The organism is Flavobacterium sp. FlaQc-57 (assembly GCF_044007395.1).
Lineage (GTDB): Bacteria > Bacteroidota > Bacteroidia > Flavobacteriales > Flavobacteriaceae > Flavobacterium.
Genome location: NZ_JBIPDA010000006.1, coordinates 172,586 through 189,019, shown reverse-complemented (window position 1 = coordinate 189,019; position 16,434 = coordinate 172,586). Strand labels below are relative to the sequence as shown.

At 33.3% G+C, this 16,434-nt stretch carries 17 protein-coding genes; all 17 read right to left on the bottom strand.

Going from position 1 to position 16,434, the window contains the following annotated elements; all coding sequences use genetic code 11:
- Window positions 1-66 precede the first annotated feature (66 nt).
- A complete protein-coding gene (locus ACHRVZ_RS18075; RefSeq protein WP_395424289.1) occupies window positions 67-1,656 on the bottom strand; it encodes an MDR family MFS transporter in 1,590 nt (529 codons plus the stop codon).
- Window positions 1,657-1,660: 4 nt separating this feature from the next.
- A complete protein-coding gene (locus tag ACHRVZ_RS18070; protein WP_041517171.1) occupies window positions 1,661-2,740 on the bottom strand; it encodes an HlyD family secretion protein in 1,080 nt (359 codons plus the stop codon).
- A gap of 12 nt (window positions 2,741-2,752) precedes the next feature.
- Window positions 2,753-4,072, bottom strand: coding sequence for a TolC family protein (locus tag ACHRVZ_RS18065; RefSeq protein ID WP_395424288.1), 1,320 nt, complete (start codon window positions 4,070-4,072; stop codon window positions 2,753-2,755).
- On the bottom strand, window positions 4,062-4,691 hold the full coding sequence (locus tag ACHRVZ_RS18060; RefSeq protein ID WP_395424287.1) for a TetR/AcrR family transcriptional regulator: 630 nt from the start codon (window positions 4,689-4,691) through the stop codon (window positions 4,062-4,064). The genes ACHRVZ_RS18065 and ACHRVZ_RS18060 overlap by 11 nt, the downstream gene beginning before the upstream one ends.
- Before the next feature lie 322 nt (window positions 4,692-5,013).
- Window positions 5,014-5,775, bottom strand: coding sequence for a tryptophan synthase subunit alpha (trpA, locus tag ACHRVZ_RS18055; protein WP_395424460.1), 762 nt, complete (start codon window positions 5,773-5,775; stop codon window positions 5,014-5,016).
- Window positions 5,776-6,025: 250 nt separating this feature from the next.
- Window positions 6,026-6,763 (bottom strand): carbon-nitrogen hydrolase family protein, encoded by a 738-nt coding sequence (locus ACHRVZ_RS18050; protein ID WP_395424286.1) that lies wholly within the window; start codon window positions 6,761-6,763, stop codon window positions 6,026-6,028.
- 12 nt (window positions 6,764-6,775) lie between these two features.
- Window positions 6,776-7,411: a LysE family translocator gene (locus ACHRVZ_RS18045; protein ID WP_395424285.1), complete on the bottom strand. Its 636-nt coding sequence runs from the start codon at window positions 7,409-7,411 to the stop codon at window positions 6,776-6,778.
- A 65-nt stretch (window positions 7,412-7,476) separates the two neighbouring features.
- Complete coding sequence (locus tag ACHRVZ_RS18040) at window positions 7,477-7,794, bottom strand: gamma-glutamylcyclotransferase family protein (protein ID WP_395424284.1); 318 nt, start codon at window positions 7,792-7,794, stop codon at window positions 7,477-7,479.
- Window positions 7,795-7,808: 14 nt separating this feature from the next.
- Window positions 7,809-8,990: a tryptophan synthase subunit beta gene (gene trpB / locus ACHRVZ_RS18035; protein WP_395424283.1), complete on the bottom strand. Its 1,182-nt coding sequence runs from the start codon at window positions 8,988-8,990 to the stop codon at window positions 7,809-7,811.
- A 12-nt stretch (window positions 8,991-9,002) separates the two neighbouring features.
- Window positions 9,003-9,635: a phosphoribosylanthranilate isomerase gene (locus ACHRVZ_RS18030; protein ID WP_395424282.1), complete on the bottom strand. Its 633-nt coding sequence runs from the start codon at window positions 9,633-9,635 to the stop codon at window positions 9,003-9,005.
- 101 nt (window positions 9,636-9,736) lie between these two features.
- Window positions 9,737-10,516, bottom strand: coding sequence for an indole-3-glycerol phosphate synthase TrpC (trpC, locus tag ACHRVZ_RS18025; RefSeq protein WP_395424281.1), 780 nt, complete (start codon window positions 10,514-10,516; stop codon window positions 9,737-9,739).
- Window positions 10,517-10,608: 92 nt separating this feature from the next.
- Entirely contained in the window at window positions 10,609-11,601 is a 993-nt protein-coding gene (gene trpD / locus ACHRVZ_RS18020; RefSeq protein WP_395424280.1) for an anthranilate phosphoribosyltransferase, read from the bottom strand.
- 75 nt (window positions 11,602-11,676) lie between these two features.
- Entirely contained in the window at window positions 11,677-12,081 is a 405-nt protein-coding gene (locus ACHRVZ_RS18015) for a GNAT family N-acetyltransferase (RefSeq protein WP_395424279.1), read from the bottom strand.
- Window positions 12,082-12,154: 73 nt separating this feature from the next.
- The gene (locus tag ACHRVZ_RS18010) at window positions 12,155-12,721 is read right to left on the bottom strand and encodes an anthranilate synthase component II (protein ID WP_395424278.1); all 567 of its coding nucleotides are present in this window, start codon (window positions 12,719-12,721) and stop codon (window positions 12,155-12,157) included.
- Between the two features lie 65 nt (window positions 12,722-12,786).
- Window positions 12,787-13,236: a hypothetical protein gene (locus ACHRVZ_RS18005; RefSeq protein WP_395424277.1), complete on the bottom strand. Its 450-nt coding sequence runs from the start codon at window positions 13,234-13,236 to the stop codon at window positions 12,787-12,789.
- A 91-nt stretch (window positions 13,237-13,327) separates the two neighbouring features.
- Entirely contained in the window at window positions 13,328-14,728 is a 1,401-nt protein-coding gene (locus tag ACHRVZ_RS18000) for an anthranilate synthase component I family protein (RefSeq protein ID WP_395424276.1), read from the bottom strand.
- A gap of 302 nt (window positions 14,729-15,030) precedes the next feature.
- Window positions 15,031-16,311, bottom strand: a complete 1,281-nt coding sequence (locus ACHRVZ_RS17995) for a hypothetical protein (protein ID WP_395424275.1) — start codon at window positions 16,309-16,311, stop codon at window positions 15,031-15,033.
- Window positions 16,312-16,434: the final 123 nt, after the last annotated feature.

Here is a 16,434-nt window from a genome sequence, read left to right as displayed (position 1 = left end):
CATCAAATAAAAAAGCCGAGTTACAGGAATGAACTCGGCTTTTTTCGTATTATAAATCAATTATTATTAATGCATTGCATCAGCAGGATTAATTTTGTTCTTTCCTTTTTTAATGAAAAGGATAATCGGGATACATAATAGGAACATAATTCCTAAATACATAAAAATATCCATATATGCCATTACTGTGCTTTGTTTCATTACTGAATATTCTAAAGCTTGATATGCTTTTTTCAGTGCAACATCAGCACTATATCCTTTAGCCATAAATGCATGTTGCATTCCTGCAATACGTTGTTGAATATCGTATTTTGCCGGATCTAAATTGGTCAATAAGTCAACTCTGTGTTCCTGACTGAAACGAGTGATGAAAGTGGTAATAATCGCAATACCAAATGAACCACCTAATTGTCTCATCATTCCTGTAAAAGCAGCTCCTTCACCAATATGTTTCCCTTTTAAAGTCGAAAGCGAAAGTGTTGTAATAGGTACAAAAAGTAATCCTAAACCAATTCCTCTTAAAATTAAAGGCCAATACATATGTTCTACTCCAGTATCAGGCGTCATACGACTGTACATCATAAAGGTAAATAAGAAGAAGACAAAAAATCCAACTCCAACCATATAGCCTTGCGGAACTCCTTTCTGGATCATATTACCCACAAATGGCATCATGATCGCAGTTGTAATCGAACCCGGAATCAATAATAATCCGGCATCAGTTGCTGTCCATCCTAAAATAGATTGCGTATAAATTGGAATAATTAATGTTGACCCGTATAAACCGAAACCAAGTATGAAACACATTATAGTTCCAATTCTAAGATTTCCATCTTTTAAAACGCTCAAGTTTACAATTGGGTGTTTATAGGTTAGCTCTCTCCAAATGAAAAGTACCAATCCAAGAACAGTCACAACACTTAGCGTTACAATTGTCGAATCGTTAAACCAATCGTCTTGTTGTCCGTGTTCTAAAACAAATTGTAATGATCCAATAAAAGCGGCTAATAATATAATTCCCCACCAATCGACCTGATTTGCTTTTAATTTTTCTCCGTATTTAGGGCTTCTTACAAAAGTAATTGCCAAAAGAGTAGCGATAATTCCTAACGGAATATTGATATAGAAAATATAAGGCCAAGAGTAGTTGTCTACTAAATATCCTCCCAAAGGCGGTCCTAAAGTTGGACCAACAATTACACCCATTCCGTAAATAGCTTGCGCCATACCACGTTTTGCTACAGGATAACTTTCGGTAATAATAGTTTGGGCAGTAACCAATAAAGCTCCTCCACCCATACCTTGTACAAACCTAAAAGCAACTAGTTCCCATATATTACTGGCGTTCCCACACAAAAAGGAGCAGACTGTAAATAGAATGATAGAGGCCACAAAATAATTACGTCTTCCAAATTGTTGCGATAGCCAACTCGTCATCGGAATTACAATTACATTCGCAATAGCGTATGCTGTAATTACCCAAGCCACATCAGTTAAAGTAGCACCAAGGCTACCTCGCATGTCTGTTAGAGCTACGTTTACGATTGTGGTATCTACAATTTCTAACAGTGCACAAAGTACTGCAGTAATCGTAATGATCACACGTCTATAACCGTATTCTACTAAATCGTCGTCTGCTTGTACTGCTGTTGCCATTCTTTTATTTTAAATGTACGTCTACGTCAACATTCATTCCTGGTCTTAGTAATTTTACTTTTTCTGGATCGTTAGATTCGTCTAAACTAATTTTTACCGGTAATCTCTGAATTGTTTTTACGAAGTTACCTGTTGCGTTATCAGGAGGTAATAATGAGAAACGAGATCCTGTTGCTGGCGAAAATGAAGTTACAGTTCCTTTGAATTCGTAGTTTGGATAAGCATCAACTTTTAAGCTAACTTTTTGTCCAATAATCATTTTGTTTAATTGAGTTTCTTTAAAGTTAGCAACAACCCAAGCTTCATTATTATTAATGATGTAAAACAAAGATTGTCCTGGCTGTACCAATTGTCCTGGCTGAATATCTACTTTAGAAACCTGACCGTCAATTGCCGCAGTTACAACAGTATAGCTAAGATTTAAATGTGCTACATCCAGCATTGTTTTTGCTTTTTTAATATTTGCAGAAGCTACTTCAGTTTGCTTATCAGAAACTTTAGATTTCGATTGAATTACTGATTTTTGGTAAGAACTTGCTCTTTGTTGATCTTGTAAAACACGTACTTGGTTTTCAGCTTCTTCTTTTGCAGATAAAGCCTGCTCGTATTGTTGTTTTGTAATTGTATGTGTTTTGTACAAATTATTGTAACGGTTGTAATCGTTTGTAATTTGTCTTAATCTGATTTTCGCACTTTCGATAGAACCAGTTGCAGATCTCATTTGAGCATCAGAAACCGAAATACTTGCACTTGCACTTCCAATATCAGCTTTTGCAGCTTCGTATTGACCTTCCGCACCTAATAATGCAGCATTTGCTTCGTCGATTTTTAATTGGTAATCTCTTTTGTCAATTGTAAATAAAGTATCTCCTTTTTTTACAAAGTCGTTATCTTTTACATATACTTTACTAATATATCCAGATACCCTAGGAATAATTGGATTCATTTTTTTCTCGATTTGAGCATCATCCGTTTCTTCGTGAGCTTGTGAGTGTAAGTATTTTGAGATTCCGTATGTTCCGCCCACTAAAACCAAAACGGTTAGTATGATGATGAATTTAGTATTTGTTTTTTTCTTTTCCATGAGAGGTATCGATTATATTTTAGAAAGATTGAATGATTGTGATAATTGTCCTGATACTGAAAGTAATTCGTAATATTTTTGAATTATTGTAGCTTTAGATACAGCTGTATTGATTTTTGCGCTTAATTGTTCAACATCAGCCTCAACCAAATCATTAGTATCTGATAAACCATTGTCAAACTTATCTTTTACAAGTCTGTAATTTTCGCTTGCTTGTTGAAGAGCTTCATCATAAACGACACTTTGATTAATAGCCAAGTCATAATCTTCAATAGATTTTTGAACTTCAACTTTAATACGATCCGTCATTACAGCCTCAGTATTTTTAACTTCAAGAGCTTTACTTTCGGCAACTTTTACGTGAGCGCTATTTTTGTAAATTCCAGACAAGTCATAACTTAAACCTAATCCAAAGTTCATTGCATATTTTACCGTTATAATGTCTTTAAGATCTAGAGCAGTATAACCACCAAGTAAAGCTAATGTAGGATAATAAGCTGCTTTTGCTACTTTGATATTTGATTCAGAAGCTTTTTGCTGCAAACGAATTGCTTCCAAATCTTTTCTGTTTTCAAGAGCCAAAATGTCAGAAGTTGGCGCGTTGCTAGTTTTTAAGTTAAAGAAATCATCTTCGTTAACCTGAAGTTTAGTATTAGGATCTAACTTTAGTAAAGTAGTTAGATAGAAGTTGATATTATTAAGATTGTTAGTAGCTTCATCAATAGATAATTGTGTTTTTGAAACTAATAATTGAGATTTTAATAAATCATTTCTAGGAATAATTCCGTTTTTCTCTAATTCTGTAAAATCAGTAACACGTTGTTTCGCGCTTTTCTGGTTCTCATTTAAAACATCCAATGTTTTTTGAGCCTTATACAAAGCAGTGTAATAAGTAATTACTCTTAAAGCAACATCTTCTTTTGTTTTTGCAGCATTAGCATTTTCCGCTTCGTACAAATTATCGTAAGCATCAATACTATTCTGGATTTTAAATCCTGCAAATAGGGGCAGGCTTAAATTTGCCATTCCAAGCATTGCTCTGTCCGGAGATGCTAAAGAAGCATTTTCGCCTTGATTTGGCATGCTAATCGATGCTTTCGTAAGACGCTGATATTGACCAGACACTTTAATATCTGGATACTGATTGTCTTTTACGGTTTTTAACTCGTATTTTTTTGTGTTTACCTTAGTATTGGCAAGTGTAACTTCGTTACTTTTTTCCCAAGCCATTTTAACGGCTTCGCCTAAGGTTAAACTTGTTTTTTCTTGTGCTTCAATTGATGAAATTCCAATAAAGAAAATACCAAAGAGCATTAATTGATTAATTTTCATAAACAAGTAGAGCTTTTATAGTTTGTTGAATGTGCTTTGTAAGACTGGTTTTTATGTACTCATCGTACATTTCTTCTGTTTTTAAATTTAATAATTCTTCGAAAAAAGGTTTATTCATATGAAAGTGAAAATAAGTTCCTATTATAGTTGGTGTGATAAGGGGAATGATTACATCTTTTCTAAAGACACCTTTTTCCTGACCTTGAGTAATAATACTCTCAACAGATTTTAGATTTCCTTTTTTTAGTTCGGTAAAAGCAATAAAGCTTTTTTCTCTTTTTTTTGCGTTAATTTCAAAATGCAAAACCCTGAAAATCCCTTTGTTACAGCTGATTCTATGAATGTAAATTTCGATTAATTTATTGACTTTTTCAATAGGTTCGAGATTTTCCTGTAATAAATTTTCGAGTTTTAATTTTAAATCAGAAGTTTTGTAAATAATTAAAGATTCAAGTAGTCTTTCTTTTGAACCAAAATAATACGAAACCATGGCAATGTTAATCTTGGCATGTTTTGAGATATCCCGTATCGATGTTCCTTCAAATCCTTTTTCAGAAAATAGCTTTTCAGCAACCTCAAGAATCTGAATTTTTTTATCGTTTAATTCGATGTTTGACATGGTGTGTTTTCTAATCGGGTACAAAATTAAACAAGTGTTTAAATTAAACAGTTGTTTAATTTTGTTTTAACATAATATTAACATAAAACGGTATAGTTGTTTTATGTTAAATTATGCTTTAAAGTCAATGTTTATAAGCAAAAAAGCTATAATAATATTATGAGTAATATTATTATAGCTTTTTTGCTTTCTTTGTTTTGTCATTTCGAGGAACGAGAAATCACACTCGTAATTCGATAAAGATTAGTGATTTTCTATGTGGAGTTTCTAGTGTGATTTCTCGTTCCTCGAAATGACAAACTAGATTTTTTATTGAAGATATTTATCGAATCTCTCCAACAAATTCTGCAATTTTCCCAGAACCTTTTTCACTTAAATGTTTGATAAAAGCACTTCCAATAATTGCGCCTTTTGCATATTTAGTGGCTTGATTAAAAGTTTCTTTATTCGAAATTCCGAAACCAATAATTTGTGGGTTTTTTAAATTCATGCTCGAAATTCTTTCGAAATAATCTTCCTGAACATTTCCAAAACCAGATTGAGAGCCTGTAACACTTGCAGAACTTACCATATAAATAAATCCGTTCGAAACGCTATCGATAAAACGAATACGTTCGTCTGAAGTTTGTGGAGTAATTAGAAACACATTGATTAATCCGTATTTTTCGAAAATTGCTTTGTATTCATCAGCATAAACATCAACCGGTAAATCCGGAATAATTAATCCGTCGATACCAATTTCAGCACATTTTTCACAAAAAGCTTCAACACCATATTGCAACATAGGGTTGAAATATCCCATTATAATCAACGGAATTTTTACGCTTTCGCGGATGTTTTTCAACTGATCAAAAAGAATTTGAGTCGTCATTCCGTTATGAAGTGCTTGCGTAGAACTTGCCTGAATTGTTGGTCCATCCGCCAAAGGATCGCTAAACGGAAGCCCGATTTCGATTAAATCAACACCGTTTTTTTCTAAGTCCTGAATGATTTGTACAGTATCATTTAAATTAGGATATCCAGCCGAAAAATAAATAGAAAGTATCTTTTTATCTTCTTGTAATTTTTGAGTTATTCTGTTCATCATTTTTATTTTTTATCCTAACAGTCCCGAGGCTTCGGGGCAAAACCTGTTAGGTATGTTATTAAGTTTTGCCACTGATTAAATGATTTTCACTGATTAGCTATAAATTTATTTCACGCAGATTTAAATTGATTTAAGCTGATTTGTGCAGATTTATTATAATTGCTTTTAAATTAAATCTGCATTAATCTGCTGAATCTGCGTGAAACAAAAAATCTGAGAGAATCTTTTTAATCTGTGGCATTATTTTTTATTTTTTTATAATCTTACTTGACCAATTATCATTTTGATTTTCGACTAAAAGTAATCCTGAATCTGAATCATTCAATTGCCCAACCAATTCTCCTTTGTTATTCCAAAAAGCGCTTTGTCCAGCTGATGGATATCCCCAGGATTCGCCACTGAAATTGGACATCAAAATATTCATTTTATGTTTCGCTGCATAAGTTTGTAAATCTCGATACGCATTCGGAATCCCGTTTGGAGTAAAGAAAATACTTGCTATGTAAATATCAGTTGCCAACTTACATGCATTTTCAGGATGCAACGGATTATCAATATCGGCACAAATAGCAAACGAAATCTTTTTATTCTCTATTGTTAACATCGGATTATAATCAAACGAAGATTGAAAAAATTCATCTTCGCCTTCATGCAAAAATTGTTTCGTATAAACAGCAACCGAATTATCAGGAGAAATGATAAATTCTCCAATAAACAATTCTGATTCTATTTGAATAGGCGCACCGGCAATAATTACAATGTTATTTTCGACCGCTAGTTTTTTCAGCTTATCTAAACGAGCATCGTCTTTTTTGAAAGCCAGTTGCTGAGCATTTTCTCTTTCATAACCTGTAATAGACATTTCAGGAAATGCTATTAATTGAGCTTTATTTTGTACAGCCAATTCTATAAGTTGATAATGATCTAATAAATTAGCATCGATATCTCCTCGCGTTGGTTTTGTTTGGGCAGCTGCTAGAATCATTTTGTTTTACTTTTACTTTTTAGTAGTCAATGCTATTTTTATTCCTAACGCAATTAAAACTCCTCCACAGGTTTTGTTGACATAATTTGAGAGTTTTTTATTGTGCTTTAATTTTGAGAAAATAACCGAAGCACAATTTGCCAAAATTAAACACCATATTGTTCCCGTAATTGTAAATGTTACACCCAGTTTAATAAATGGAACAATTGTATTTGTTGTATGAGGATCAATAAATTGAGGAAGAAAAGAAATAAAAAATAAGGCAACTTTTGGATTTAGAACGTTTGTAAGAACACCATCACGGTATATTTTCTTTAAATTAATTAAATTTTCAGAAATAGATGTATCCGTATTAAGTTTGGTTTTGTCTGTCAACATTTTATATCCAACATACAATAAATAAGCTGCACCCGCATATTTTATAATATTGAAAGCCAATATAGATTTAGCAATAATAATAGAAAGACCAAAAGCAGCCAGTATTGTATGAATTAAAGAACCGGTTGCAATACCCAATACAGACATGATTCCAGCTCTTTTTCCTTGTGCCATACTTCTGCTTAATATAAAAATGGTATCATTACCAGGCGTGATATTCAGCAAAAGGCCTGTTAAAAGAAACGTTTCATAATTAATTATCCCAGTCATTTTTTTATTTTTTATTTACAAGATTTCAAAACCTTACACACATTTGCTTTTAAGTAATATAATAATTAGTTTTCCATATAAATCCAAGCAACATTTCCGGAATTCAATATTACCTGAACTCTTTTGTAAGCATTGGATTCGAATAAATCTACTTTAGCTAAATCTGCAGGCGATATGTTAAAAACGACACCGTGTATAATATCTGTAGGATCTTGACTAGGAACTACCACGACATAATCTGCCATTCCAAATTCTTCTTCGATTTGCAAACTTTTTAGTTTGTGACCCAAAAGTTGATCTGGAGTTCCGGTTAATACTTTATTAAAAATCTGCCTTTGAATTTCTTTAGATCTTAATGTTCCGTAGGAGAATAATTGTTCCATAAATTGTTATTTTATTATAATTTAAAATACTCAATATAATTGTCTAAATCTTTATCGCCGCGACCAGAAAGGCTTATAACTACAATATCAGTTGGCTTGAATTTCTTTTGATCTAAAACTGCAAAAGCATGAGCACTTTCAATCGCCGGAATAATTCCTTCTAATTTTGTAAGCTGTAAACCTGCGTTCATAGCATCGTCATCAGTAACAGAGAAAAATTCGCCACGACCTGTTTGCGCCAAATGTGCGTGCATTGGACCAACTCCAGGATAATCTAAACCTGCCGAAATCGAATACGGTTCCGTAATTTGTCCGTCAGGAGTTTGCATTAAAAGGGTTTTACAACCGTGAATAACGCCTACTTTACCTAATTTGCTTGTTGCTGCACTATGACCACTATCGACACCTTTTCCTGCTGCTTCAACGGCTATGATTCCAACTTCTGGCTCGTGCAAAAAGTGATAATAAGTTCCTGCAGCATTGCTTCCGCCGCCAATACAAGCGACAACATAATCAGGATTTTCGCGTCCTTCTTTTTCTTTCAACTGCCATTTTATTTCTTCGGAAATTACACTTTGAAAACGCGTTACCATATCCGGATAAGGATGTGGTCCAATCGCAGATCCAATAATATAATGTGTGTCTACAGGATTGTTAATCCAATCGCGAATCGCTTCGTTTGTAGCATCTTTTAAGGTTCTTGAACCCGAAAGTGCCGGACGAACTTCAGCACCTAACATTTTCATACGCGCTACGTTTGGAGCCTGGCGTGCAATGTCAATTTCGCCCATGTAAACGATACATTGCAATCCCATAAGTGCGCAAACCGTAGCAGTTGCTACACCGTGTTGACCAGCGCCGGTTTCGGCAATAATTCGTTTTTTACCCAAGCGTTTTGCAACTAATATTTGACCAATTGTGTTATTGACTTTATGCGCTCCGGTATGATTTAAATCTTCTCTTTTTAAATAAATCTTGGTGTTGTATTTTTCAGATAAACGTTTTGCAAAATATAGTGGACTTGGGCGTCCAACGTAATCTTTTAGCAATTGATCAAACTCTGCTTTAAAATCTGGCTCGCTTGTTATTTTTAAATAGTTTTGGCGTAATTCTTCTACATTTGGATACAACATTTCAGGAATGTAAGCTCCTCCAAATTCCCCGTAATATCCTTTTTCGTTGACGTTAAAATTCATTTTATTCCAATTTTAAAAGTTGGCAACATCAAATTTTCGTTTGAAATTGCTAAATAGATTTTTGTTTTTTAGCCCCGGTTCGATTTCAAATTTACTATTTATATCGACTGCATAAATAGGAAGATTGGTTTTTGAAATTTCTTCGATAGCTTTTAATTCATTGATTCCGATTCCACCACTCAAAAAGAAGGGTTTGTCTGAATTGTATTTTTTTAATATAGTCCAGTCGAAAGTGGTTCCGTTTCCGCCAGGTAATTTTCCTTTTGTATCAAACAGAAAGTAATCACAAACTGATTCGAAAGGTTTTATAACTTCAAAATCAAAATTTTCATCTGCAGAAAAAACTTTTATAATTTCGGTTTTTTTAGGCAAATGTTGTTTTAATTCTGATAAAAATTCAACAGATTCATTTCCGTGAAGTTGAACGGCTTGTAAATTGTATTTTGTTACTTTTTCCAGAATTTCTTCCTGACTCTGATTTACAAAAACACCTACTTTTTTAATTGTTTCTATAAGTTCAGGAATTGTTCCGTTAAAATATCGAGCGGATTTTTCCCAGAAAATAAACCCCATATAATCGGGTAGGAGTGCACCTACCTGGAGAATGTTTTCGGGATATTTCATGCCGCATATTTTGAGTTTCATTTTTTTAATGCTTTTTTTGGCTAAAAGCTTTAAGCAATAGGCTTTAAGTTTTTAGCACAATGTTGATTTTTTTTTTAAGCTTACAGCCTAAAGCTTATTGCTTACAGCTGACTAATAAATTCAGTTGCTGCTTTTCCGGCGTTGTCGGTTTTCATGAAGTTTTCTCCAATTAAAAATCCGCTGTAACCGTAAGGTCTTAATTCTGAAATGGCTTCGATTGACGAAATTCCGCTTTCAGATACTTTTACAAAATCATTCGGAATTTGAGAAGCCAATTGTTTACTGAAATCTAAACTCACTTCAAACGTTTTTAAGTTTCGGTTGTTCACACCAATCATATCTAAACTTGGCATAATCGATTTCTCTAATTCTTCCTGATTGTGAACTTCAAGCAAAACTTCTAAACCTAATTTCTTTGCAAATTCTGATAATGATTTGATTTCTTCACGAGTTAAAACCGCAGCGATTAGTAAAATTAAATCGGCACCAAAAGCTTTTGCTTCTAAAATTTGGTATTCATCGACAATAAATTCTTTTCGTAATAACGGAATATTTACACTCGCTCTTGCCAAAAGCAAATCGTCTAGAGAACCTCCAAAATATTTTCCGTCGGTTAAAACCGAGATTCCGCAAGCGCCTGCATTTTCATAACCTTTAACGACTTCTTCAACTGTAAAACTGTGATTGATGACTGATTTTGAAGGAGAACGACGTTTGTGTTCAGCAATAATTCCTGTTGAACTTTGTCTGAGTTTTTGACTTAAAGAAATCGTTTCTCTTCCAAAAAATACGGAACTTTCCAATTGCGAAACAGGAATGATTGATTTTTTTAGAACTACTTCTCGTTGTTTATCAAATATTATTTTATCTAGTATGTTCATTGTTTTTATTTGTTTCAGGTTTCAGGTTTCAGGTTTCAGGCTCGTTCCAAAAACTTGAAACCTGAAACAAAGAAAACTTGAAACTATTTTTTTTACTTACTAAGTTCTTGTAAATTTTTAAGAGCCTGATGCCCTTTTCCAGAAAACAAGCTTTCTTTTGCTAATTCAAATCCTTCTAGTGGAGAACATTTTGTTACTGTTGCGATTGCCATTGCAGCGTTTGCGCAAACCACATTATTTTGTGCTTCAGTTCCTTTTCCTGAAATGATATTGATAAACATATCGGCCGATTCTTCGATAGTTTTTCCACCTTCGATTTCACTTTGTGATAAAAGACGAACACCAAAATCTTCCGGTTTCAACATGCCTTCCATGTGCGATGTGATTGTTTTGGTCGGACCTGTTAAGGAGATTTCATCATATCCGTCAAGCGAATGTAAAATCGTGAAATTGATATCCGTATTTTGATATAAATAAGCATACATTCTCGCCAATTCTAAATTGAAAACACCAACCAATTGGTTCTGTGGAAACGACGGATTTACCATTGGTCCCAACATATTGAAGAATGTTTTTACGGCTAATTCTTTACGAATTGGTCCAACATTTTTCATCGCTGGATGAAAAAGAGGAGCGTGCAAAACACAAATTCCGGCTTTGTCTATACATTTTTCTAAAAATGAAAGATCATTGCTAAATTTGACTCCCATTTTTTCCATCACGTTGCTTGATCCTGAAATGGATGAAACGCCATAATTGCCATGTTTTGCGACTTTAATTCCGGCTCCGGCCGAAATAAAAGAGGCAAGAGTTGAGATGTTGAAAGTATCTTTTCCGTCACCACCGGTTCCGCATAAATCGATGGTATTATAAGCTGATAAATCGACGCGAACGCACAATTCTAACAAAGCTTCACGAAATCCCGAAAGTTCATCAATCGTAATACTTCGCATCATAAATACGGTCAAAAATGCCGAAATCTGACTTGGATTGTAACTTCCACTTGAAATATTAATCAATACGTTTTTGGCTTCTTCTTTTGTAAGCACTTCGTGATTGATTAATTTATTTAATATATTTTTCATTTTTTTTAAGGTTCTGAGTCGCTGAGACTCTAAGTTGCTAAGACTGTAAACTGCGACTGATACTGAAAACTTTTTCTAATGTTCATTTCCCTGATAAATCCACATAGGTTCTGTTTTGCCTGCACGTTCAAATCCGTTCTTTTTGTAAAAGTCAACAGATCGCCCGTCTGCTGTAAGCATTTGCATATGAAAGTGACTGTATTTCTCCTGCATTTTGTCCATGATCAATTTTCCAATTCCTTTTCCTTGATAATCAGGAAGCACCAATAAATGTGGATAATAAACGGTTAAAAATCCATCAGAAATTGCATTCCCAAGCCCGATTAATTTTTTTCCTTCCCAAGCTGTAATTAAGGTTTCCGAATTTAAAAGTCCGTTATATAATTCGTTTGGTTTACTGGCAGAACTCCATTCATTTGCTTTATATAAAATCAAAACGTCTTCAATATTGATTTCTCCGGTTTCTAAAATAGTTATCATTTTTTTTAGGCTCTAAGTTGCTAAGATTCTAAGGTTCTAAGTTTTTTTTGTAAACGGTGACTGAGACTGAATACTAGCTCTTTATCCAATTCTCTAAAATCCTTTTTCCATTTGGTGTAAGCACACTTTCCGGATGAAACTGAACACCTCTTACATCAAAAGTTTTGTGTCTTAACGACATAATTTGTCCGTTTTCGTCTATTGAAGTTGCTTCAAGAACATCTGGCAAATTACTGTCGACAACCCAAGAGTGGTATCTTCCTACTTCAAATTCATTGCCTAAACCTTCAAATAAAATTTCGTCTGAAACTACTGTTTTTACATTTGTTGCAACGCCGTGATATACTTTATCAAGGTTTGAAAGTGTTCCGCCAAAAACTTCTCCAATTGCTTGTTGTCCTAAACAAACACCTAGAATGCTTTTTGTTGGAGCATATTTCTGAATTACTGCTTTTAATAAACCAGCTTCATCAGGAATTCCTGGTCCAGGAGAAAGTAATATTTTATCGAAAGAAGCGATTTCGTCAATATCAAATTCGTCGTTTCTATAAACGGTTACTTCGCAGTTTAAATCTTCTAAATAGTGCACTAAATTGTAAGTGAAACTATCGTAATTGTCTATAACTAATATTTTTTTCATGTCTTTTGTTTTGTTTCAGGTTTTCTTTGTTTCAAGTTTCAAGTTCTGTGACTGAAAACTGATTTTTATTTTTCTCGAACGTATTTTTCAGTGATAATACGATTGATACCTAATTTTTCTACTTTTTCGATTCCTTTCTGAATTAAGGTATCGTTTTTAATTTTTACGGTAAACTCAAATTTGTTGTTTTCCCATTGTCTGTTATTGAAAAACTCTAAATTCTCTGTGTATGTACTATCCTTTAAAGTATATTTTCCGCCTCCGCCAAAGAATACTGCATTTGTTGAATCTTTCCCATTATTCAAATCGTGATTGAAAAAAGCAAAATGAGTATCATTTATAATTTTAATCATTTTTGTTTTTGGATTGAAAGTCGAGAAAGTTGAATCTTTTTCTGTCGTTTCTGCTGATATCAGACGCCAGGTTCCTGTTAGTGGTATACTTGTCGATTCTTTCTTTGATTCACATGATACTAAAAGAACGAAAGCGATAATAAAAGGAATTAAATTTTTCATAGGTTATATTTTTTGTTTCAAGTTTTCTTTGTTTCAAGTTTTCTGTTTCACATTCCAACAACTTGAAACCTGAAACTAAAAAAACTTGAAATTATATTTTTTCCGCCATTTCCAGTGCTGTATTCAAAGCTCTTAACTTATTATAAACTTCCTGCATTTCGCTTTCTTCATCAGAACTTGCTACGATTCCAGCTCCGGCCTGACAGTGTAATTGATGATTTTTGCTCAGGAAAGTTCGAATCATAATCGCGTGATTAAAATTCCCTTCAAAATCCATGAAACCAATTGCGCCTCCGTAAAAATTACGATTTGTTTTTTCATAATCTTCAATCAATTGCATTGCTCTGTGTTTTGGTGCACCGCTTAAAGTTCCTGCTGGAAAAGTGTCAGCAACGACCTGCATTGTTGTGGCTTTTTCATGTAAATGACCAGTAACTTTAGAAACCAAGTGAATTACGTGAGAGAAAAACTGAACTTCTCTGTATTTTTCTACGTTTACATCGTGACCGTTTCGACTTAAATCATTTCTTGCCAAATCGACTAACATTACGTGTTCGCTATTTTCTTTTTTATCTTCAGAAAGTTCTTTGGCTAAAAGAGCGTCGCGTTCGTCATTTCCGGTTCTTTTGAAAGTTCCTGCAATTGGGTGAATTTCTGCTTTTCTGTTTTTTACGATAATTTGTGCTTCGGGCGAAGATCCAAATATTTTGAAATCGCCATAATCAAAAAAGAACAAATAAGGTGATGGATTAATACTTCTTAAAGCTCTATAAACATTGAATTCGTCACCTTTAAAACCTTGTGTAAAACGACGTGATAAAACCAATTGAAAAACGTCTCCCCTAAAACAATGCTTCTTAGCCAAAGCTACATTGTGTTTGAATTCATCATCAGTTAAATTCGAAAAACCTTCGCCTTCTTTAGTAAATTTATAAGAGGCAATATTTCTTGATTGTAATAATTGTTCAATTTCTGAGATGTTGTTTCTTCCATCTACGCTATGGCAAAAAATATACGCTTCATTTTTAAAGTGATTGATCGCAATAATGTTTTGATAAACTGCGTAAAAAACATCCGGAATTGAAGTTGCATTGTCTTTTTTAGCGATAGAAACTTTCTCGAAATAACGAACAGCATCGTAAGAAATGTATCCGAATAATCCGTTATTGATGAATTTAAAATCGTTTTTCTCTGATTTAAACTGACTTGAAAATTCTTGAATTACTTCTGGAATATTAGTTGAAGCATCAATATTAATTTGCTCAGTTGTTCCGTCAGGAAATGTTTTAGAGATAGTTTCGTTTTCAATTTTGATTGTTGCAATCGGATTACAGCAAACGTAAGAGAAACTATTGTCATTTCCGTGGTAATCGCTACTTTCCAATAATAAGCTATTTGGAAATTTATCTCTTATTTTAAAATAAATACTTACCGGCGTAATTGTGTCTGCCAGAATTTGTTTGTAGTGTGTGTTGAGTATAAAAGGTTTCAAAGTATGTTGTTTTTTAATTTTTATTTATTTTTTCTGTTTGAGTTATGACCAAAAAAAAAGGCTTGTCGTGATGACAAGCCTTTTATATTTATAGTTTTGAAAATACCATAGGAAGCTTCGTTCACGACGTTTGACGTAAATTCTTCCACCACCAAGTATTGTTCATTATTGTTTTCATAATCTTATTTTGATATGGCAAAGATATAAATGTAATTTGGATTAAAAGACATAAAATTTCAAAAAAAACTTTTCTTAATCTGTAAATTTGTTAAATTTTGTTGAAATAAAAGTGCTTTAAGAGTTTAATTTCCAATGGCTATTGTGTTGTTTACGTTCATTCTAAAGTCCGGATTTCCTTTGATATTAGGCATTGTAAACAATTCACTGTTTTTGATAGTGGTAAAGTTAATATCGAAAGCTGGGTTACTATAATATTGTTGAATTGCGGTATTTGCAGCTCCGGCTTCGCTCGTTATTGCACCATTACAATTGTTAACGATCAGGTTTTTGAATGTAATTTTAGCAAGGTTGGCATCTCCATTTCCAATATTTCCTTCTAGTAAAACAAAAGGAGCAAATCCTGAAACAATACTATTTGTCAAATTGAAAAAAGTATTTTCCCTCACATAAATAGATTCGCGAACTAATCCTTGATTATTTTCTTCGGTATTAACTAAAGTAATATTGTTGGCATTTATTTTAGTTAGTTTTTTGCTCATATCAGTATTTGCAATTTTATCATATGAGTCAACTTCAAAACATCTAGATCCTGAAATGTCAGATGAAAAAGGATTACGAATTGCTATACTGTTGCTTATATTGCATTGAACACCTTGTGTAAAATCGAAATCATCGTCTGTAGTTCGATATGAAATTAAGTTGTTCATGATCAGATCTCCACCATAACTTTCAAAAGAATCATCATTAGAATAACTGATTTGAATATTACTTAAAACCGTTTTTCTCCCAACACCAGCTAATGAAAGTCCGTTAAGTTCTTTGGCAGCGCTTAATTTTCTGCCAGAGTATTCAATTCGAACATACTTTAAAATCCCTGAATTATCTTCGGCATCCTGGCCTCCGTAATGATTTAACATAGGTTCTAAATCAAAAGGCAAAATATGAATACCTCCAATAGTATTTATTGGCGCTTTTCCTAAAATAATTATTCCGCCCCAGTCTCCAGGTCTTCTTTCTGTAACTTCTTTGTTTGAAGTAAAAACGATAGGATCAGTTTCTAAACCTTCGGCGTTGATTTTTGCTCCGTTTGTAATCACAAGAGTTCCACAAGTTTTATCGTCACCACGAATTACTGTTCCGGGTTCTATTGTTAGTGTGGCATTGTTAGTTACATAAACAACTCCAACCAATTGATACGTATTGCGTTTAAAAAGTTTGGTGTCTTTATCAATAGTTCCTGCAATTATATTTGTTGCTTCATTATATTCTGTTTTAGCCGGATTAAAATTAGTCCAATTATTCATCCAGTTTGTGTTACCGGTAATTCCTTTTGGCAGTTGTTGTGCATGTGACAAAAAGGTACTAAGAAGACAAAGAAGTGCAATAGGTAATTTTGTTTTCATAACTATGATTTTGATTTCTAGTTTTTGCTTTTTTTAATTAGGCCAAAATTAGAAGCTCAATGTTAATCAAAACGTTGAAAGTCATTATGAAAGCGTTACTTTAGTATTAAGAATGTTATCTTT

Coding starts and splice junctions, on each gene's coding strand:
- ACHRVZ_RS18075 (WP_395424289.1), bottom strand. CDS start 1,656: ATGGCAACAGCAGTACAAGCAGACGACGATTTAGTAGAATACGGTTAT.
- ACHRVZ_RS18070 (WP_041517171.1), bottom strand. CDS start 2,740: ATGGAAAAGAAAAAAACAAATACTAAATTCATCATCATACTAACCGTT.
- ACHRVZ_RS18065 (WP_395424288.1), bottom strand. CDS start 4,072: ATGAAAATTAATCAATTAATGCTCTTTGGTATTTTCTTTATTGGAATT.
- ACHRVZ_RS18060 (WP_395424287.1), bottom strand. CDS start 4,691: ATGTCAAACATCGAATTAAACGATAAAAAAATTCAGATTCTTGAGGTT.
- trpA (WP_395424460.1), bottom strand. CDS start 5,775: ATGAACAGAATAACTCAAAAATTACAAGAAGATAAAAAGATACTTTCT.
- ACHRVZ_RS18050 (WP_395424286.1), bottom strand. CDS start 6,763: ATGATTCTAGCAGCTGCCCAAACAAAACCAACGCGAGGAGATATCGAT.
- ACHRVZ_RS18045 (WP_395424285.1), bottom strand. CDS start 7,411: ATGACTGGGATAATTAATTATGAAACGTTTCTTTTAACAGGCCTTTTG.
- ACHRVZ_RS18040 (WP_395424284.1), bottom strand. CDS start 7,794: ATGGAACAATTATTCTCCTACGGAACATTAAGATCTAAAGAAATTCAA.
- trpB (WP_395424283.1), bottom strand. CDS start 8,990: ATGAATTTTAACGTCAACGAAAAAGGATATTACGGGGAATTTGGAGGA.
- ACHRVZ_RS18030 (WP_395424282.1), bottom strand. CDS start 9,635: ATGAAACTCAAAATATGCGGCATGAAATATCCCGAAAACATTCTCCAG.
- trpC (WP_395424281.1), bottom strand. CDS start 10,516: ATGAACATACTAGATAAAATAATATTTGATAAACAACGAGAAGTAGTT.
- trpD (WP_395424280.1), bottom strand. CDS start 11,601: ATGAAAAATATATTAAATAAATTAATCAATCACGAAGTGCTTACAAAA.
- ACHRVZ_RS18015 (WP_395424279.1), bottom strand. CDS start 12,081: ATGATAACTATTTTAGAAACCGGAGAAATCAATATTGAAGACGTTTTG.
- ACHRVZ_RS18010 (WP_395424278.1), bottom strand. CDS start 12,721: ATGAAAAAAATATTAGTTATAGACAATTACGATAGTTTCACTTACAAT.
- ACHRVZ_RS18005 (WP_395424277.1), bottom strand. CDS start 13,236: ATGAAAAATTTAATTCCTTTTATTATCGCTTTCGTTCTTTTAGTATCA.
- ACHRVZ_RS17995 (WP_395424275.1), bottom strand. CDS start 16,311: ATGAAAACAAAATTACCTATTGCACTTCTTTGTCTTCTTAGTACCTTT.